The following is a 19876-nucleotide window of genomic DNA, read 5'->3' on the forward strand; positions in this document are numbered from 1 at the left end:
GCCCCGGGCCGCCACCCCGGCCTCGCGCCCGGCCGCCAGCCCCGCCCGCGCCGCCCAGGCCCGCGCCGCCGCCTTCGCCACCGAAGGCTCGGCCGCCCTGGCCGTCGACAGCTGGGAAGAGTTCTAAGGCTTGATCCTCCCCTCCGGGGGAGGTGGTCCCAAGACCGGAAGGGGGAGCGTCGCAAGGCGCTCCCCTTTGTCGTTCCTGATCCCTCTCTCTTCGAGAGAGGGAGGGGCCCGCGCCGCAGGCGTGGGAGGGTGAGAGGTTTCACCGCTTCAAGCAAACCCCGCCAGCAACCCCGCCCGTCATCCCGGAAAGCGCGCAGCGCTTATCCGGGACCCAGGGAACTGGGCGCGGAGCTGGCGGTCGCCGACGCCCTGCGCCTGCCCCTGGGTCCCGGCTCTCCGCTACGCTGCGGCCGGGATGACGATGTGAGGGATCGAGAATTGTCCGGGAGGGCGTACCCTCTCACCCTCCCATCACCTGCGGCGACGGGCCCCTCCCTCTCTCCACCAGAGAGGGGTTGTCAGGCCGCCGCCACCGCGCCGGTCGTGCGGCGCAGGCGCCAGAAGCGGATGGTGCGCAGGGCGCTTTCGCGGGGCAGGGCGGCGTAGAGCTCGCCATAGGCTTTCGCCTTGCCCATCACCTCGTCGGACGGATCCAGGATCAGCAGGGCGAAGGTCAGGAACAGGGCGCGGTCGAAGTCGGCCGCCTTGCAGACCACGGCCAAGCCGTCGAGCTCCTTGCGCTCGAGGATCTTGCGGGCGGTGTGGAAGTCGATGTCGGCCATGTCCGACAGGGCGCAGAGGAACAGGCTGGTCTGCTTGGCGCGCAGCATGCTGGCCAGGGCCTGGGGCGTGATCCGCCCCCGGGCCTTGATCAGGCCAAGCTCGTGCATGGCCGCGTCGTAGTCGGCCGGCAGGGCGCCGTCGCGGGCGGCCAGGCGGTTGCGGCCGGCGGCCAGGGCCGCCTCCAGCACCGCCGGGTCGACGCTCTCGTTGCGGGCCATGATCCGGTCGCGCAGCCGCGCCTCGGCCACGAAATACATCTCGTTGAGCAGGTCGATCGGCAGGCTCTGGCGGTCGATCACCGCCTCGTGCAGGGCCGGGTTGGCGGCGGCGCGGTCGACCACGGTCTCGTGCGCCCGGCGCGACAGCTCCGCGCCCTCGTTGCGGATCAGCACGCCCAGGGTGTCGTCGTCGCCGCGCGCGACGATGGCGTCGGAGACGGCGCTGGGCACGTGGGCCCGGCTGGAGATCGCCCGCAGGTGCTCCTGGCCCTGCGTCTGGGCCACGTGCAGCAGATCGGCGTCCGACAGCGCGGTCGCGCCGGTCAGGATCGGGCGGGCCACGGCGATGCTGTCGGCGGCCAGGTTGCGGGTCAGGCTCGGCGGCGGCGCGGCCGACTGGCCCAGGCGCTCGGCCAGCTCGACGCGCACGGCCTCTTCCATCTCGCCGGCCAGCTGGCCCATCACCTGGTCGAACAGGCCCATCTCCACCGCGCCGTGGTCGTCGGCGGTGAAAAACAGGTCGGTCACCCCGCGCAGCAGCTCGCGCCGCTTGGCGCTGGAGGGCTCGTCGGCCAGGGCGATCAGGTCATGCAGCCGCGATTGCAGCATCAGAAATCGCTCTCCTGGGCGGTGGTCTTCTTCTTCCGCGACGCCGAGGTCGACATGTCTCGGCCAGCGTCCCGGGCGGCCTCCGCCAGCCAGTCGGCCGAGCCGTGCTGGGGTTCGTCATCGGCTGGGGCCGTGGCCACGGCTGCCGGGTCGACGGCCATCAGCACCGTGTTGGGCGGGCCGGGGGCGGCGATCTGGTCCGGCGTCAGGCCGAACATCCGGCCGACCGAATAGGTGCGCGGCGCCAGGCCCTCGGCGGCGCGCGGATTGGCGTAGGCCGGCGCGGCGGCGACCTGGGTCGGGGCGGGGACCGGGCGGGGCTGCGGCTGCGGCGTCTGGACGGGCGGCGGTCCGCCGGCCAGCTCGCTCGACGGATAGACGCGCGGCGCGGCCGGCTTGGCGGGAGCGATTTGGGCGGCGGCTACGGGCGGGCTGTAGAGGCTGGTCGGCAGGGCGCCTTGCGAGCCCGGAGCCTGCGTCGTCGGTGGGGGGGCGTAGCGCGGCTGCGGCTGGACCTGCTGGGGCGGCGGCGGGGCCGGGGCGTTGGCGTAGCCGGCCCAGGCGGCCATCGGCGCGGGGCGTTCGACGGCGCGGTCGTTGGTCTCGGCGGCGGCGGGCGCCGTGGGCGCCTCCACCTTGCCGGCCCAGCCCAGCATGGGACCGCGATAGGCCGAGGCGGCGGCCTGGGCGCGTGGGCTGCGCGGGCCGTAGCGGCTCTCGCGCACGTCGTCGGCGTGCGCCGGAACGGCGACGCTGGCGAGCAGCAGCAGGGGCAGAACGAGGCGCATGCCGGTCCGGACGGAGTCTTGTCAGTCTGCAACCCTTAGCCGACGCCGCTTAATCGCCGCCTAACGGCGCCGTGGGGAGGGTCGGGGATGCGACCATAAATCCCTCTCTCTTCGAGAGAGGGAGGGGCCCGCGCCGCAGGCGTGGGAGGGTGAGAGGTTTCACCGCCTGCCGGCTCAAAGCACAACGAGGATGTCGTCTCCTGTCCCGCCAGGATCGGCCAGCACCCGCTCGTTGGGAAATCGCAGAACCATGTAGCCGAACAGCTCCAGCGTCTGAGTGCGGCGCTCGTCGTGATCCTCGCGCCCCTCGTGCGCGGCGCCGTCCAGTTCGACGATCAGCTTGCCCGCCTCGCAGACGAAGTCGGCGAAGTAGCGATCTATCGGAACCTGCCGCAGGAACCTGTATCCGCCCAGGCGCCGGTTGCGCACGAGCCTCCACATTGTCTTCTCAGCCAGGGTCTGGTCTCTGCGCAGGCGTCGAGCGTTGGCGGTCTTGTCCATGAAGCCGAGCCTGAAGGTTCGTTTCCAGGCGTCGCAACGGAAGGAATCCGGATTTTCCGGTCGGGCTGAAACCTCTCACCCTCCCACCGCTGCGCGGCGGGCCCCTCCCTCTCTCGAAGAGAGAGGGATTTACCGCCCCCGCCACCAGGCCAGCAGCCGGGCCTCGGCCGCGGCCAGGGCCGCGTGCAGCGCCACGCCCATGGCGGCCAGCACGGCCAGCGCCGCGAAGCCCCGCGCGGTCTGCAGGCGGTTGAAGCTTTCCAGCATCCGCCAGGCCAGGCCCTGGCTCGACCCCGAGCCGGCCACGAACTCGGCCGCCACCGCGCCCACCAGGGCAAGGCCGGCGGCGACCTTCAGGCCTTCCAGGATCGCCGGCAGGGCCGAGGGCAGGCGCAAGCGCCACAGCCGCTGCCAGGGCGTGGCGCCGTAGAGGTCGAACAGGCGCGACAGGTCCGGATCGGCCGCCTTCAGCCCGGCGATCGCGCCCGAATAGATCGGGAAGAAGGCGATGACGGCGGCCAGCGCGGTGACCGCCCGGCCCGGATGGTCGATGCCGGCCCAGATGGTCACCAGCGGCGCGATGGCGATCACCGGCGTCACTTGCAGGATCGCCGCGACGGGGGCGAAGGCGTCCTCGACGATCGGCTTCAGGGCGGCGCAGAACGCCAGGGCCAGGGCGACCACGGCGGCCAGCGCCAGGCCCGCCAGCGCCGTCGACAGCGTGCCCCAGGCGCTGAGCGCCAGCAGCGGCCCGGCCTCGACCAGCGCCCTGGCCACCTGCGACGGCGCCGGCAGCAGGTAGGCCGGCACGTGCAGCGCCCGGCAGGCGCCTTCCCAGGCCGCCAGCAGGAAGGCCACGAACAGGATGGGGGCGAGGCGGCGGGTCATCGGCCGGCCTCCAGCAGCGTGGAAACCGCCTCCACGGTCTCGCGGAACGCCGCCGTCGTGCGAAACCCCGCCGGTCGCACCAGCGGGCCCTCGACCATCACCTCGCCGGCCACGACGCCCGGTCCCGGCGTCAGCACCACCACGCGGCGGGCCATGTAGACGGCTTCCTCGACATTGTGGGTGACGAACACCACGGCCGGCGACAGCGCCGCGCACAGGGCCAGCACGTCGTCGGCCAGGGCCCGGCGGGTGATCTCGTCCAGCGCCGCGAAGGGCTCGTCCAGCAGCAGCAGGCGAGGGGCCGTGACCAGGGCCCGGGCCAGCGAGGCCCGCATGGCCATGCCGCCCGACAGCTGGGCCGGCCGGGCGTCCTGGGCGCCGGAAAGGCCGACCTTCGCCAGCGCCTCGCGCGCCTTGGCCCGGGCCTCCTTGGCGGGGACGCCGGCAAGCTCCAGCGGCAGGGCGACATTGGCCGCGGCGCTCATCCACGGCGCCAGGGTGGGGGCCTGGAACACCACCGAGGTCTCGCCCTTGCCGGCCGCCCGGGTGACGGTTCCGCGCGTCGGCTGCTCGAGGCCCGCCAGCAGCCGCAGCGCCGTCGACTTGCCGCACCCCGACGGCCCGACCAGCGCCACCACCTCGCCGGCGGCCAGCGCCAGGTCGACGGGGCCGAGGGCGCGGCCGCGCGGGTAGTCGACCTCGACCTGGTGGAGGGAGGCGATGGTGGTCACGACCCTTCCCCCTCGATGGGGGAGGGGGAGGGGGAGGGGCAGGGGTGACTGCCGAGGACGAAGGAAGCCGCGCCGCGTCCGGTCCGAGCGCCGCGCCACCCCCATCCCCGGCCCTTCCCCCATCGAGGGGGAAGGGAGCTCGCTTGCGGGCTGGGCATCACTTCGGCAGGAAGGCCAGGCTGTAGGCCTGCTTATAGTCCATGGTCTTGGGATAGACGCCCTGGTCGGCCGCCACCGCGAAGAACTCCGCCCAGCGCGCGTCGGTCATGGCGCCGATGCCGTCCTTGGGCACGATGCCATAGGACCGCATCTTGTCCCGGGCCTGGTCGAGCAGGTCCTGGGTCATTTCGGGGTTGTCCTTGAGGATCGCCGCGTCGCCGGGCTTGGCGTCGCCGTAGAGATAGCTCTTCCAGCCGGCGGCGATGGCGTCGCTGATCGCCTGCACCTGGGCGGGCTTCTGCGCGATCATCTGGTCGGTGACCAGGGCGAACGACGCGTAGGCCGGATAGCCGTCGTCGGCCAGCAGGAACACCGCCGGCTTCTCCCCGCCCGCCTTCTCGATCAGGTAGGGCTCGGACGTCGCATAGCCCTGCTGGATCAGGCTCTTGTCGGCCAGGAACGGGGCGACCGAGTAGTTATACTTTCGCACCTGGGCGTCGGTGAAGCCGTGCTTGGCCTTCAGCCACACCCAGAAGGCCGTCACCGAGGCGTCCGACAGCAGGATCGGCTTGCCCTTCATGTCGGCGATGCTGGCGACCCCGGTTCCCGGGTGGGCGATCAGCACCTGCGGATCCTTGTCCATGTAGGCGGCGACGGCTTTGACCGGCACGCCTTCCTTGGCGAGATTCAGCACGATGAAGCTGTTGGAGCCGACGCCGATGTCGACCGCGCCGGTGGCCAGCAGCTGGGGCACGTTCACGCCCGGCCCGCCCTGGACGATCGAGACGTCGAGCCCGCGCCTGGTGAACTCGCCGGTGGCCACGGCCTGGTAGTAGCCGCCGAGCTCGGCCTGGCCGCGCCAGTCGGTGGCCAGCTTCAGCTTGGTGAGGCCCGGGGCGGCGTCCTTCCTGGCCGGCGAACAGGCGGCCGCCAGCAGGGCCAGGCCCGATGCGGTCACGGCGCGGCGCGAGAAAGTCATGGCGGATCCCCCGGATGATGCGGCGCGGAGGTTAGCGGGGGCGGGGTGGGGCGCCAACAAAGATCCTCCCCCTTCTGGGGGAGGTGGCGCGGAGCGCCGGAGGGGGGACGTTTTCAGCTTGCGAGGTTTTGGCCGGCTATCGCGTCACTCCCCTCTCCGTCGGCTTCGCCGACACCTCTCCCACGGGGAGAGGATCCCTAGGAACCCGCCTCCAGCCAGCGCCCGACCTTGGCGTACAGCACCTCGCGCTGCACGGGCTTGGCGATGTGGTCGACCATGCCGGCGGCGAAGCAGCGTTCCACCTGCTGGGGCAGGGCGTCGGCGCTCATGGCGATGATCGGCACGCGGCCGGCCGCGCCTTCCAGGCTTCGGATGGCCCGGGTGGCGGCCAGGCCGTCCATCTCGGGCATGTGGATGTCCATCAGGATGATGTCGAAATGGCCGCGCGCGGCCGCCGCCAGGGCCTGGCGGCCGTTCTCGGCGGTCTCGACGTGGCAGCCGGCCAGGCGCAGCAAGCCAACCCCGATCTCGCGGTTCATCGGGTGATCGTCGACCAGCAGGATACGGGCGGCCTTGGGGTCGCGGGCGACCTCGCGCACCGGCGCGGCCAGGGGCTCGGCCTCGGCGGCCGGCAGCTCGAACCAGAAGCACGAGCCGTGGCCCGGCGCGCTGTCGGCCCCGATCCGCCCGCCCATCAGCTCGACCAGCGACTTGCTGATCGCCAACCCCAGGCCCGCGCCGCCATAGGCGCGGGTGGCGCCGCTGTCGAGCTGGACGAAGCGCTGGAACAGCCGCGCCTGGTCCTCGATCGGCACGCCCACCCCGGTGTCGGCGACCTCGAAGCGCAGGCGGTCCTCGACATCGCCGGGCTCGACGATCAGCCGGGCGACGATCTTGCCGCGCTCGGTGAACTTCACGGCGTTGTTGAGCAGGTTCAGCAGCACCTGGCGCAGGCGCAGGGCGTCCAGGTCGTGCAGGCCGCCGACCGGGTCGATGACGTCGATCTCGATCGCCAGGTGCTTGGCCTCGGCTTCCGGGCGGACGATGCCGATCGCGTCGTGCAGCACCGCCTCGGCCGAGGCCGGCTGCATCAGGAGCTCGACCTGGCCGGAATCCACCCGCGAGACGTCGAGGATGTCGCTGACCACGGTCAGCAGGGCCGCGCCGGCGGTGTCGATCATGCCCACCTGCCGATGGGCGTCGGCGGGCAGGTCGCCCCGGCTGGCCAGCAGCTGGGCGAAGCCGAGGATGCTGTTCAGCGGCGTGCGGATCTCGTGGCTCATGGTGGCCAGGAACTCGGTCTTGGCCTCGGCCGCGGCCAGGGCCCGGGCGCGGGCCGCGCGGGTCAGCTGCTCGCGCCGCACCAGAAGGCGCCGCAGCCGCTCCTGCTGGGCCAGGGCCAGGCCCGCCGCCAGGGCGGTGACGAACACCACGGTGACGAAGCACTGGATCAGCCGGGTCATCTGGGCCGGGTTCCACGGCGCCAGCAGCTGGCCCAGGAAGATGTTCCACACCCCCAGCGGCAGCGACACCACGGCGATGGTCAGGGCGGCTTCGGCCGCCCCGCGCGGTCCCAGGCGGAAGGCGCAGAGGATGGCGGCGGGGAACAGCACGAAGGGCAGGGGCGCGCGGGTGTCGTGGAACACCGCCGCCGTCAGCACCGCCATCAGCACGAACAGGCCCAGCCGCTCGCCCAGCGAGCGGTGGAAGGTGCGCTTGTGCTCGGCGTCGATCAGCACCAGCACGGCCGGCACGATCAGCGCCATGCCCAGCGCCCCGCTGACGAACCAGTCGCGCCACAGGGCCATGAACGGCGCGCCGTCCAGCAGGGCCAGCAGGGCGGCGGCGATGGCGGCGGTCACGGCCACCACCGGCGCGATCACCGTCACCAGCAGGGCCAGGTGGCGCATGGTCCGCACCTTGGGCGGCCCGCCGAAGGCCCGCCGCACGGCCTCGCGCGCGCCCCAGGCCTCGACCAGGCCGACGGCGGTGAACACCAAAGCCCGTTCCAGGCCGTCGCCGAAGGCCAGGCACAGGGAGAAATGGATGACGCCGACCACGATCGTCAGGATCAGCCGCCGCGGCGGGCCCAGCGCCATCAGGCCTACCGCCAGAAGGGCCGTGCCGGGCCACAGGGCGGCCACCCCGGCCGGGCCGCGCGTCAGGCCGTCGCTGAACAGCTGGGTGATGGCGAACGCAGTCGCCAGCACGAGCAGCAGCGCCGTCTGGCGGCCGGACTCCTGTAGGGCGGCGCTTCGCGTCATTCTTGACCCCGTTTCCCCCGGTTTCTACGCCGAACAACGGTTTCAGTTTCGGGACCAATGCCTTCTGTGACGCTTTGCCGCAATGGCTTTTGATAGTGTCGACTATCCGACGAAGGGGGCGGTTTCCTTATCTGGCCGAGGCTTGCGGGCCTTCGCGGGGTGAAAAGGCGGTTTCACTAAATCGCCTCAGGATCCCTTCTTGGCGGGGGCGGGCGCCGGCTTGGCCGGCTGGGGCAGGCGCATGACCTTGCGGACGGTGTCGGTCACCGCCTCGACCGCCCCCGTCGCTCCGCCTTCGGAATCCTCGGCCCCCTCGGCCACCGCGTCCTCGATCTTGGGCGGATAGGCCCTTTCCTTGCAGATCTTGGTCAGGTCCGCGTCGTTCAGGGCCACGCACTCGGCCACCGCCTTCTCCAGCTGAACCTTGTCGCCGTCGCGCTGGTAGATCGTGATCTTGGACGGCAGGAAGCGTCCGGGCTGGCCTGTCTCCTTGGCGCCGTCGTTCAGCGCCTTGATGGCGCCGGCCTTGTCGGGCTTGCTCATGTAGCGCTCGGCGATCACCAGGTAGAGATCGACGTCCTTGGGACGCGTGAGCAGCACCTTGCGGAAGTGGCCGATGGCTACGTCGGGCCGGTTCTCGGCGCTGGCCACGCGGCCGGCCAGGTCCTGCACCTCGGGCGACTCCTTGATCGGCGAGTCCAGGGCCTTGTCGATTTCGGTCCGGGCGCCGGCGACGTCGCCCTTGGCCAGCTTGGCCAGCGCCGCCTCGCGCGCCTTCGAGGCCTCCCACACGTCGCGATAGGCCGCGAAATCGAAGATCTTCTTGGGGTCGCCCCGGAAGGGCTCGGGCTTGGGCGCGGCGGGTTGGGCCGGCGCGCCGCCCTTGCCCTTTCCCTTGCCCTTCCCCTTGGCTGGGGCGGCCGGCTTGGGCGGCGCCTTCTCCGGCGGCGGCGGGGGCGCCACGACGGGCGGCGGGGGCGGAGCGGCCTCGGCGGCGGGCGCGCGATGGTAGCGCGCGAAATAGTCCTTCATCAGCTGCTGGCGCTGGTCGACATTGTCGTAGAGGGCCACGCCCTCGAGGCGGCGTCGTTCGTCGTACTTGCGCATCAGGAAGGCGCTGATGTTCAGCGCGGCCAGCCAGCCCAGTTCCTTCATCGCCTTGTCGGAATCCTCGGAAGCCAGGGCGAACGGCGCGAGCAGGCCGATCGCCTTGGCGGCGTCGGCGATCTGTTTCTCGGAGGCCTTGGACAGCTCGGCCTGGCGCTGGATCTGCCTCTTGGTGACCTCGCGGATGAATTCCAGCGAGCGCGCGCCCTGGGCGATGTCGACGGCCTTGCCGGTGCGGGCCTGGAAGCCCATCGCCAGGTCGACCGCCAGCATGTCGGCGTCGCGCTCGGTCTCCTTGCGGAACGGCGGGTACAGCGCGCGCCGGGCCTCGGTCTCGACGACCATGCCGGCCAGATGGGCGCCGACCATCACGCCCTGGGCCTTGCGCATCTCGGCCTGCTTTTCGGCGTAGCTCGCCTTCTGGTCCTGGGTCATGCCCTTGGCCAGCAGGTAGACCGTCCCGGCGGTGCTGATGGCCTGCTTCAGGTCCTTGTAGCCCCGCTCCTCGGCGGTCATCGCCTGGGGGTGGCGCATCAGCAGGTGGCCGTACTCGTGGGCCAGGATGAACAGCAGCATCTGCTGGGCTTCGGTGTCGTCCTCGGCGTTCAGCGCGAACAGGAAGTCCCACAGGCCGCTGGTCATGTAGATCTTGTTGTCGATGGCGATGGCGTTGGGCACCGGATCCGACAGGATGATGAGCTGGGCGGGCTGGGTCTGGCGGGGGCCGGCGGCGATCAGCTGGTCCACTAGCGTGGCCTGGACCTGGCGGGTCATGGGCCAGATGACCCGGACGGGTCCGTTGCTGGCCATGGCCGACAGCAGGCCCGCCGGCGACGCGGACGGGGCGTTCGGGTCGATCGGCGGATAGGCGGGATCGTCGAACCGCCTGACCACCTGCACGTCGGGCGTCTTCAGCGGTTTGGCGACAAAGGGGATGGGGATCGAAAGGCCCAGGCCCTTTCCCTTGCCCTTCCCTTTGTCCTTGCCGTCCTTCTTGCCGGTCTTCGGCTCGCCCTTGCCGGCGGCCTCCGGCTCGGGCGCCTCGGGTTCCTGGTCCAGCAGCTGGATGTCCGGCTTGGCCGGGGGCTTGGCCGCGCCGGGAGCGGGCTTGGCCGCTGACGCGGACGGCTTGCCCTGGGCCAGGGCCGCGCCGGGGGCGGCCAGGCTGAGGCCGGCCAGGACGAGCAGCGCCGTCCGCCGCGCCGAGCTCACCGGCATTTCGGTTCCTCCTTCGAGCATACAGGCCAGGGAGCCACGCCCGGAACGCTGAGGTGCTGGGTTCCGCCCGCCGAGGGGCATATGCAGCCTATGTTGGGCAGCTCCGGCGGGTTGATCGTCGTGCGCCGCACCAGGCGCAGGCCCGCCCCCGTGCGCAGGGTCAGGAACTTGGGATCGAGGCACTCGTAGGCGACCAGGGTCGCGGGAAGCTGCGCCCGCGGCAGGTCCTCGGCATAGACCTTCTGGCTGTCGTAGAGCTCGATCGGCCGCGACGGCAGCGCGGTCGTCTGCAGCCGCACCTTGTGGCAGCTGGCCAGGGCCGGGTCGGCCTGGGCCCGGGCCGATCCCCCGCCGCGCTCGTCCGCCACGGGCAGGGTCAGGGTCAGGGCCAGGACCAGCGCCGTCGCGCCGGCGATCTTCAGGGCCGGTCTCATCGCGCCGCCCCCCGCGCCGTCAGCCGCCGTCGAAGCGACCGCGTGCGCCTGAAGCTTCGGATCTGGTCGGAAATCAACATGGCCCCCGCTCCCGTGACCATTGCGCCAAGAAGAATGAACATCGGCCAGTTCAGCGCCATCGAGGTCGCCACCCCGGTCAGGCCGACGATGGCCAGGATCACCAGCCGGTCGCGCCAGCGCAGCCCGCGCTCGGGCGGGGTGCGTCGCCAGCGCCGCCAGGCGAAGACCAGGCACACCCCGAAGGCCAGCAGCACCCCCTGCATGACGTCGGCCCAGGTCAGTCCCATCGCCAGCGGCCGCGGATAGAGGGTCGGCTGGTCCTGGGTCTGGATCAGGTTGTCCAGCGCCATGGCGTGGACCGTCACGCCGGGCGTCTGGCCGAACAGGGGCGTGGGCCGGAAGTCGGCCAGATAGCGCAGGTCGACGCCGACCAGCACGATGCGGTCCTTCAGGAAGTCCTTGGCCTGCGGCGCGATGCCGTTGATCAGCCAGTGCGCCGGTATGGTGTCGGCGTAGCTGCAGCGCCGGTCGAACGGATCGTCGTCGTCCGGGTACAGCGCGGCGAAAGCCGAGCGCTTGGTGACCTCCAGGAAGCTGACCAGGCGCTGGGCCATGTCGCCGCCCTGGCAGGCCCGGCCCCGCCCGGCGTTCGGCGCGTAGGGGGCCATGGCCTCGGACATGCCGAACCCCCAGTCGATGGCCATGACGCGGTCGTCGGGCCTGGTGGGCGGCGTCTGGCCTTTCAGCACGGCGTAGAGCGTCGGCGCGACCGCGGGCCGGGGCGGCCCCCCCTTGGCGAGCGGGGCCGACAGCGGGTAGCCGAAGATCCGCTCTTCCTCGAAGGCGACCGGCAACTGGGCCAGGTCGCGCAGCGGCGCCAGGCCGGGATCGGGTCCGACCGCGCCGATGAACAGCGGGACCCCGTCGCGCGGTATCCGCTTCAGCCGGCGGGCGAAGTCCTCGATCTCGCGCTTGCGGGCCGCCTCGCAGTCTTCGATGTCGGCGCAGAAGGGCGCCAGCTGCGGCTGGTCGAAATGATAGTCGAGGAAGATCGCCTTGGGCTTGGCCGTGGCGATCTCCTGCAGCAGGTCGGCGGTGACGGAATAGGGCGGCGGCCAGTGCGGGCTTTCCAGCAGCCGCATGGTCTCGGCGTTGATCAGGACGACGGTGATCTGGTTCTGGCCGGTCCGGTTGAGCCCGCCGTAGAGCGGTCCGGTGATGATGCCGGCGGCCTGCTCGGACACCGCGTCGGAACGGTCGTTGATCTTGAAGCTGTCGAAGGCGTTGATCGACAGGGCCAGCAGCGCGGTCAGCACCGCGCCCGTGGTCGGGGCGTGCACCCAGGCCAGCCGCCACGCGTACGCGACCAGCCGCCACAGCGCGGCCAGACCCCGTCCCGAGCCGACCAGCGTCGCGATCGCCGCGCGTTTCGAACCTCTGAGCAGCACCCGCGCGAACGTACGCGCGCGATCCCGCAATCGCCCCCTCAGCGCCATCCGGCACCCCCCGCCCGGCAGACTAGGGGGCGGGGTTGTGCATATCAAGCTAAGATGGAGTTTGCGTGCATATGTGCGCTTAAGGCGAGGCGCCGCGCCCTCAGGCCGCCTCGGTCTCCACCCCGATCCAGCGGTTCAGCGCCGCGATCAGCACGTCGCGCTGGATGGGCTTGGCGACGTGGTCGACCATGCCGGCCTGGCGGCAGCGCTCGATCTGCTGGGGCATGACGTCGGCCGACAGGGCGATGATCGGCGCGCGCGAGGCGGGGCCGGGCAGGGCCTTGATGGCGCGGGCGGCGGCCAGGCCGTCCATGCGCGGCATGTGGATGTCCATCAGGATGATGTCGAACTGGCCCTGGGCGGCGGCGCGCACGGCCTCGTCGCCGTCCTCGGCGGTCTCGACCGCGCAGCCGGCCAGGGTCAGCATGGCCGCGCCCAGCTCGCGGTTCATCGGGTGGTCGTCGACCAGCAGCACCCGGGCGGCGGCTTCCTGCTCGGGAGCGGGGCCGTCGGCGGCGCAGACCGGCTCGGCCGGGGTGGTGAACCAGAACGTCGCGCCCTGGCCCGGCGCGCTGACCACGCCGATCTCGCCGCCCATGCGGGTGACCAGGGTCCTGCTGATCGCCAGGCCCAGGCCCGCCCCGCCGAACGCCCGGCTGATCGAGTTGTCGGCCTGGGAAAAGCGCTGGAACAGGCGGCCCTGCACCTCGGGCGCGATGCCGATGCCGGTGTCGGCCACCGTGAAGCGCAGGCGCTCGGGCCCGCCGGGATAGGTGGTCTCCAGGCACACGCTGGCCCGCACCGATCCGCTCGACGTGAACTTCACGGCGTTGTTGAGCAGGTTCAGCAGCACCTGGCGCAGGCGGGCCGGGTCCAGGGCGTAGTCGAAGCCGTCCGGCAGGTCGGCCTCGACCGCCAGCGACAGGCCCTTGGCCTGGGCGTCCAGCGCGATGATCGAGGCGGCGTCGGCCAGCAGGGCGGCCGGATCGACGGCCTCGGGGCGCAGCTCCACGCGGCCGGCCTCCAGCCGCGAGAAATCCAGAATGTCGTCGACGATGGTGGCCAGCGAGCCGCCGGCCTGGGCGATCAGCTCCAGCTTGCGGCGGCCGGCGGGGCTCAGGCCGTCCTCGGTCTCGGCCAGCAGGTTCGCGAAACCCAGCACGCTGTTGAGCGGGGTGCGGATCTCGTGGCTCATCGTCGCCAGGAAGTCGGTGCGGGCCCGGCCGGCGGCCTGGGCGCGGGCGCGGGCGGCGCGGGCGGCGGCGCTGCGGCGGGCCATCAGCCCCTTCAGCCGCTGCTCCTTGTAGAGCGACAGGGCCGCCGCCAGGCAGGTGAAGAAGATCGTGGTCACGAAGGCCTGGACCATGCGGATGCGCTCGATCTCGGCCCAGCGCGGGGCCAGCCGCGCCACGCCCTCGCCGGCCACGGTCATCGGGGCGGTGATGGCGATGACGATCACCGCGCTCCAGGCCGCGCCGCGCGGGCCCAGCTGGAAGGCCGCCAGCATGGCCGCCGGAAAGATCAGGAACGGCATCGGCGTGGACGGCTTGAGGAAGGCGAAGGCCGTGGCCGCCGCCACCATGGCGTAGAGACCGACCTGCGCCGCCGCCGGGCGGCGGAAGGCCTCCTCGTTGGTCGGGTCGAGGATCACCAGGGTGGCGGGCAGGGCGATGATCATGCCCATGCTGTTGCAGGCCGCCCAGGCGGTGAAGAACGGCCACAGGTCCGCGCCGGCCGCCGGGGCCGCGACGCTGGAGCCCAGGGCGGCGATGGTCACGGTGATCGGCAGCATGGCCGCCACCAGCACCAGGGCGTGGCGCACGCTGCGGATCGACGGCCGCGGGCCGCGCAAGCGCCGGGTCAGGGCCGCCGCGGCCAGGCTCTCGGCCATGTCGCAGGCGGTGTAGACGACGATCACGAACCACGGATCGCCGGCCAGGGCGTGGACCGTCAGGTTGGTGAGAAGGGCCACGCCCAGCAGCAGCCGCCGGCCCAGCGCGTCCATGCGCAGCAGGCCGGCCGCCAGTATGGCGTTCATCGGCCACAGCGACGGCATGCCGTTGGAATCGCGGGTCAGGAGATCGCTGAACAGGAACGAGCCGACATAGGCGCAGACCAGCGCGGCCAGCAGGCCCCAGCGGACGCTCGCCCAATCGGGGCTGGCGCCGGGGGCGCCCGAGGGGCTGTCCCGTCTGTCGACTCGTGCGTTCAAGGCCCCTCTTCCCCCATCCGGCGGCTTGCGCGACCGGAAACCCCACCCATCACGCCCGGACCGAAAAAGGGTTAAGGCGAGACGCTTTTTCCGTGTGCGACGCCGCCATGCGACGTTCGGTCGCGCTGCGGCGGGTCGCTCAACGCCCGCGACACCGCCGCCAGCAGTTCGTCGCGGCGGATCGGCTTGGCCACGTGGCCGTCCATGCCGGCCGCCCGGCAGCGGGCCACCTGCTCGGGCAGCACGTCGGCGCTCAGCGCCAGGATCGGCGTGTCGGCCATCGGCCCGTCGAGGGCGCGGATGGCGCGGGCGGCGGCCAGGCCGTCCATGCCCGGCATGTGCACGTCCATCAGGATCAGGTCGAAGCCGCCGGTGCGGGCGGCCTCCACGGCCTGGAAGCCGTCCTCGGCGGTGAAGACCTGGCAGCCGGCCAGGGTCAGCAAGGCGTCGCCCAGCTCGCGGTTCATCGGGTGGTCGTCGACCAGCAGCACGCGGGCGGCGGCGCGCTCGGGGCCGGCCGCCTCGGCGGGCGCGGGCGCCTGCGCGGGCTCGGCCTCCAGGGCGATGTGGAACACCGCGCCCAGGCCCAGGGCGCTCTCGACCCAGATGGCCCCGCCCATCTGGCCGACCAGCGCCTTGCTGATCGCCAGCCCAAGACCCGTGCCGCCATAGGCGCGGCTGATCGAGCTGTCGGCCTGGCTGAACCTTTGAAAGAGCCGCGCCTGCACCTCGGGCGCGATGCCGATGCCGGTGTCGGCCACGCTAAAGCGCAGCAGGCCAGGATCGGGGCCGATCGACAGGCGCGCCGTGACGCCGCCGGCCTTCGTGAACTTCACGGCGTTGTTGAGCAGGTTCAGCAGCACCTGGCGCAGGCGCGTCTCGTCCAGGGAAAACAGCGCCTCGGGGTCCTGCTCCCCGCGCCCCTCGACCTCGACGGTCACGGTCAGGCCCTTGGCCTGCGCCTCGGGGGCGATGATGGCGGCGGCGTCGCGCAGCAGGGCGGCGGGAGAGGACGGGGTCAGGACAAGCTCCAGGCGGCCGGCCTCGACCTTGGCGAAGTCGAGCAGGTCGCTGACGATCTCGGCCAGCGAGCGGCCGGCGCGGCCCACCAGGTCGAGGCGGCGGCGGTTTTCGGGGGAAAGCTCGGCGTCCTCGGCCACCAGGGCGGCGAAACCGAGGATGCTGTTCAGCGGCGTGCGGATCTCGTGGCTGATCGTCGCCAGGAAGTCCGACTTGGCGGCGTTGGCGGCTTGCGCCCGGCCTTGCGCGGCGCGGGCGGCCGCCTGACGGCGCACCAGGAGGGCCGACAGCCGCGCCTGGCGGCTCAGCGCCAGGGCCGCGGCCATGCTCACCGCATAGAGCACGATGTGGAACAGCAGCAGGTGGCGCATCGGCTCGGCGGCGGCCTTGGGGTCCAGGCCGACGATCGACAGCACGGCGGGAATGGCGAAAGCCAGGGCCGCCATCACCGACAGCGCCGCCGCCCGCGGGCCGCCGCGGAACGCCGCCAACAGCACCGGGGCGAACACCAGCACCCGCATCTGCGGCGGGCCGGTGAACACGCTCCACGACACCGCGGCGATCACCACCAGGCCGGCGGCCGGCTCCAGCCAGCCGCGCACCGGGAAGGCCTCGGCGTGGCGGCGGTCCAGCAGGATCAGTATGGTCGGCAGGGCGATGGCCACGCCCAGCACGTTGCTGGTGGTCCAGCCGCTCCAGCCGGTCCAGAAGTCGCCGCCCTCGGCCAGCGAGGCCACGCCGTTGACGGCGATCGAGGTCGCCGCCGTGAACACCGCCGACACCGCCGTCAGCACCAGCAGGCCGCGCATGTTGCGCACCTTGCCCGGCAGCCGCAGCAGCCGCAGGGCGAAGGCCGTGGCGGCGATCTGCACGCCGTCGAGGATGGTCACGGCCAGGGCGAAGGCGCTGCTGTTGCTGGTGGCCAGGCTCAGCAGCAGGTGCAGCACGCTGGTCACCGCCAGCAGCACCGCGCCGCGCTGGCGGTCCAGGGTCATCAGGCCGGCGATGATGACGGCGTTGGCCGTCCAGATGGTGGCGATCTCCTGCGCCGCCCCGGTCAGGAACAGGCTGTAGGCCATCGACGCCACATAGGCGACCGTCAGCCCCGCCGGCCGCCGCCAGCGACGCCACAGCGCCGCGCGATCGCTCGCGATGTCGGAACCGCCGAGACCCAAGTCCACAAACCCCCAGGCTTCCGACCCAAGGCGGCCGGAAGCTGTCCGGTTCCACCATGACCACGAAACGTCGGTTTTTGGTTAAGTGGGGGGAGGCGGGGCTTGCGGGCCTTCGAGGTCGCGCAGTCGTTCCGCGATCTCGGCGCGGCCGCGCAGCAGGTCGTCCCGCGCATCCTTCACCCAGTTGTTGCCCTGTGCGATATCGCCGAACGGCTTGCCGAGGATTGCCCCGACCGCGCGGCGGACCCTCTGGATGCGCAGTATGAGGCTGGCGTCGCGCGGGAAAGACGGCGCCAGGACCGTAAGCGCACCGTCCACATCGCGAACGGTCCTGTCGACGTCTGATGAAAGCTCCCAGAACATAATGGGCGTGTTGGCGAGTTGCCTATCGATGTGCTGAAGATCGCTTGCCAGGGCTTCTTCGGTCTCGATCAGAAGCTCCTCGATAAGCCTCCCGAACTCCCGCAGCTGCCTTATGCGGAACGCTTCGGCCGCCTTCGCCTCGGCTCTGAGATCCGCATCGCGCGCCGTCTGTTCGGCGGCTTCGGCTCGGGCCTGCTCCGTCCGACGGGCCAGCTCCGCGTCGTTGGCGCGGCGCTGCTCATGCAGGAACAGACTGATCGTCAGGAAGATGGCCGCCCCGGACAGCGCGACGCCGACGGCGGAGAGCAGGCCCTGGTTGACCTCCGCCCAGGGCCACCAGACGCCCCACCAGCGCCATGTCCATTCCTTGTAAGGCTCGTACGCGCCCATACGCCCTCCCTACGGTGACGAGGATGAGCTTGGCGCAACCCATGCGGTGGTCAAGCCAGCACTCCTACCCCTTGAGCCCCGCCGCTCGCCATGCTCTCTTCCGGCTAATTGTCTGACAAATAGCCTTGGGGTGGAGCATGGCGGGGAACGGCGTGAGCGGCGGGATGAGCACCCGCAGGGGCTTTCTGCTGGCCTCCACCGCCCTGGCCTTCGCCGGCGGGGCCGCCGTGGCCGCGCCGATCGCCGTGGATCCCGCCCGCGTCGTCGCCCGGCCGGTGCCCGCGCGCCACGTGGCGCTGACGCCGTCGATCTTCAGCCGGGCGCAGGAGGCCAACCGCGCCTATCTCGCCTCGCTGTCGCCCGACCGGCTGCTGCACAACTTCCACAAGGGCGCGGGGCTGCCGGTCAAGGCGCCGGTCTATGGCGGCTGGGAGGCCCAGAGCATCGCCGGTCACACCCTGGGCCACTGGCTGACGGCCTGTTCGCTGCAGGTGGCCCATACCGGCGATCCGGAACTGCGGGCGCGGCTGGCCTATACCGTGGCGCAGCTGGCCCGCGTGCAGGCCGCCCACGGCGACGGCTATGTGGGCGGAACCACCCGCTGGGGCCAGGACGATCCGGTCGGCGGCAAGCAGGTGTTCGAGGAACTGCGCCGGGGCGACATCCGCTCGTCGCGCTTCAGCCTCAACGACGGCTGGGTGCCGGTCTACACCTGGCACAAGGTGCATGCCGGCCTGCTGGACGCCCATGAGCTGGCCGGAACGCCCGGCGCGCTGGAGGTGGCGGTCGGGGTCGCCGGCTATTTCGCCGGGGTGATCGACGGCCTGTCCGACGAGCAGGTGCAGAAGATCCTGGTCACCGAGCATGGCGGGATCAACGAGGCCTACGCCCAGACCTACGCCCTGACCGGCGACGCGCGCTGGCTGAAGGTCGCCCGCCGCCTGCGCCACAAGGCCGTGCTCGATCCGATCGCGGGCGAGCGCGACGAACTGGCCGGCCTGCACGCCAACACCCAGATCCCCAAGGTCATCGGCCTGGCGCGGCTGCACGAGGTGGCCGGCGACGACCCCGGCGAGGCGGTCGCCGCGCGGTTCTTCCACCGGGCCGTGACCCGCGACCACAGCTACGTCATCGGCGGCAATTCCGACCGCGAGCACTTCGGCAAGCCGCGCCAGATCGCCCGCCACATGGCCGAGACCACCTGCGAGGCCTGCAACAGCTACAACATGCTGAAGCTGACCCGCCACCTGTGGAGCTGGAAGCCCGACGGGGCCCTGTTCGACTATTACGAGCGCGCCCAGCTGAACCACATCATGGCCCACCAGCGGCCCGGCGACGGCCGCTTCGTCTACTTCATGCCGATGGCCGCGGGCGGGCGGCGCAGCTACTCCACCTACGAGGACAGCTTCTGGTGCTGCGTGGGTTCGGGCATGGAGAGCCACGCCAAGCACGCCGACAGCATCTGGTGGAAGGGCGGCGACGGCGCGCTCTATCTCAACCTGTTCATCGCCTCGAAGCTTGATCTGCCGGACGGCGACTTCGCCATCGACCTGGTCACCACCTATCCGGCCCAGGGCGATATCGACCTGACCATTGCGCGGGCGCCGAAGGGCGAGCGCGAGATCGCCCTGCGCCTGCCGGCCTGGTGCGCCGCGCCGGTGCTCAAGCTCAACGGCCAGGCCGTGGCGATCGAGACCCGGGGCGACGGCTATGCGCGGCTGAAGCGGCGCTGGAAGGCCGGCGACCGCGTCCGGCTGTGGCTGCCGATGACCGTCCGGGCCGAGCCGACGCCCGACGATCCCAACCTGACGGCCTTCGTCTCCGGCCCGCTGGTGCTGGCCGCCGACATGGGCCCGGCCGAGCGGCCGTTCGACCAGCCCGTGCCGGCCCTGCTGGCCGAGGGCGACCCGGCGGCGGCGCTGCGCCGCTCCGCCGTCCATCCGCATGTCTTCGAGGCCCCGACGGCCCAGGGCGGGCGGGTCAGCCTGTCGCCGTTCTACGGCGCCTACGACCGGCGCACGGCCGTCTACCTGCCGGCCTTCACCAAGACCCGCTGGGCGGCGGAGGGCCAGGCCTTCCTGGCGGCCGAGCAGGTCCGCATCGACACCGTCGCCCGCACCGTCGACACCGTCTATCTGGGCGAGCAGCAGCCCGAGGTCGACCACAGGGTCGCGGCCGGAAGCGGCGAGATCATCCAGCTGAACGGCCGCAGCGGCCGCAAGCTGAACCCCGGCGGCTGGCTGGAGGCCACCCTGGCCCGCCGGGCCGGCCCGCTGACCCTGCAACTGGTCTACTGGGGCGCCGACGCCGGCCAGTCGGCCAGGGTGCTGGCCGACGGCGCGGTGGTGGGAACCTTCGCCACCCCGGCCGGCAAGCGCGACGGCTTCTTCGCCGTCGACCTGCCCCTGCCGGCGGGGGGCGCGCCCGCCCGCCTGCGCATCGAGGCCGACGGCGGCAAGCCGGTGGTGGTCTACGAGCTGCGGGTGATGGAGGGGTAGGCGGCTTAGGCCC

14 protein-coding genes are annotated in these 19876 nt (G+C 71.9%); 1 reads left to right on the forward strand and 13 read right to left on the reverse strand.

Annotation, left to right across the window (positions count from 1 at the left end):
• Nucleotides 1-527: 527 nt before the first annotated feature.
• The 13 genes from DDF62_RS02470 to DDF62_RS02530 all read right to left on the reverse strand — a co-directional run bounded on the left by DDF62_RS02470 (nt 528) and on the right by DDF62_RS02530 (nt 17365).
• Entirely contained in the window at nt 528-1619 is a 1092-nt protein-coding gene (locus tag DDF62_RS02470) for a DUF2336 domain-containing protein (RefSeq protein WP_116487646.1), read from the reverse strand.
• Nucleotides 1619-2407, reverse strand: coding sequence for a hypothetical protein (locus DDF62_RS02475; RefSeq protein ID WP_116487647.1), 789 nt, complete (start codon nt 2405-2407; stop codon nt 1619-1621). The genes DDF62_RS02470 and DDF62_RS02475 overlap by 1 nt, the downstream gene beginning before the upstream one ends.
• A 174-nt stretch (nt 2408-2581) precedes the next feature.
• A complete protein-coding gene (locus DDF62_RS02480) occupies nt 2582-2908 on the reverse strand; it encodes an endonuclease domain-containing protein (RefSeq protein ID WP_116487648.1) in 327 nt (108 codons plus the stop codon).
• A 129-nt stretch (nt 2909-3037) separates the two neighbouring features.
• Nucleotides 3038-3796 carry an ABC transporter permease gene (locus tag DDF62_RS02485; RefSeq protein WP_116487649.1) on the reverse strand — a complete coding sequence of 253 codons (759 nt, stop codon included), beginning with the start codon at nt 3794-3796 and terminating at the stop codon, nt 3038-3040.
• Complete coding sequence (locus DDF62_RS02490; RefSeq protein WP_425267000.1) at nt 3793-4527, reverse strand: ABC transporter ATP-binding protein; 735 nt, start codon at nt 4525-4527, stop codon at nt 3793-3795. The genes DDF62_RS02485 and DDF62_RS02490 overlap by 4 nt, the downstream gene beginning before the upstream one ends.
• Nucleotides 4528-4684: 157 nt before the next feature.
• Nucleotides 4685-5665 (reverse strand): ABC transporter substrate-binding protein, encoded by a 981-nt coding sequence (locus tag DDF62_RS02495; RefSeq protein WP_116487651.1) that lies wholly within the window; start codon nt 5663-5665, stop codon nt 4685-4687.
• Between the two features lie 197 nt (nt 5666-5862).
• The gene (locus tag DDF62_RS02500; RefSeq protein WP_116487652.1) at nt 5863-7929 is read right to left on the reverse strand and encodes an ATP-binding protein; all 2067 of its coding nucleotides are present in this window, start codon (nt 7927-7929) and stop codon (nt 5863-5865) included.
• Nucleotides 7930-8115: 186 nt separating this feature from the next.
• Nucleotides 8116-10254, reverse strand: coding sequence for a M48 family metalloprotease (locus DDF62_RS02505; protein WP_116487653.1), 2139 nt, complete (start codon nt 10252-10254; stop codon nt 8116-8118).
• On the reverse strand, nt 10245-10688 hold the full coding sequence (locus DDF62_RS02510) for a hypothetical protein (protein WP_116487654.1): 444 nt from the start codon (nt 10686-10688) through the stop codon (nt 10245-10247). Before DDF62_RS02510 ends, DDF62_RS02505 begins: the two co-directional genes overlap by 10 nt.
• Nucleotides 10685-12187 carry a CHASE2 domain-containing protein gene (locus tag DDF62_RS02515; protein WP_165832152.1) on the reverse strand — a complete coding sequence of 501 codons (1503 nt, stop codon included), beginning with the start codon at nt 12185-12187 and terminating at the stop codon, nt 10685-10687. Before DDF62_RS02515 ends, DDF62_RS02510 begins: the two co-directional genes overlap by 4 nt.
• Before the next feature lie 118 nt (nt 12188-12305).
• A complete protein-coding gene (locus DDF62_RS02520) occupies nt 12306-14417 on the reverse strand; it encodes an ATP-binding protein (RefSeq protein WP_244286679.1) in 2112 nt (703 codons plus the stop codon).
• A gap of 71 nt (nt 14418-14488) precedes the next feature.
• Nucleotides 14489-16618 carry an ATP-binding protein gene (locus DDF62_RS02525; RefSeq protein WP_244286680.1) on the reverse strand — a complete coding sequence of 710 codons (2130 nt, stop codon included), beginning with the start codon at nt 16616-16618 and terminating at the stop codon, nt 14489-14491.
• Between the two features lie 75 nt (nt 16619-16693).
• Nucleotides 16694-17365: a hypothetical protein gene (locus DDF62_RS02530; protein WP_116487656.1), complete on the reverse strand. Its 672-nt coding sequence runs from the start codon at nt 17363-17365 to the stop codon at nt 16694-16696.
• Between the two features lie 164 nt (nt 17366-17529).
• Here DDF62_RS02530 and DDF62_RS02535 point away from each other — a divergent pair, with 164 nt between their 5' ends.
• Entirely contained in the window at nt 17530-19863 is a 2334-nt protein-coding gene (locus tag DDF62_RS02535; RefSeq protein ID WP_244286681.1) for a beta-L-arabinofuranosidase domain-containing protein, read from the forward strand.
• Nucleotides 19864-19876: the final 13 nt, after the last annotated feature.

This window comes from Caulobacter radicis (assembly GCF_003094615.1).
Lineage (GTDB): Bacteria > Pseudomonadota > Alphaproteobacteria > Caulobacterales > Caulobacteraceae > Caulobacter > Caulobacter radicis.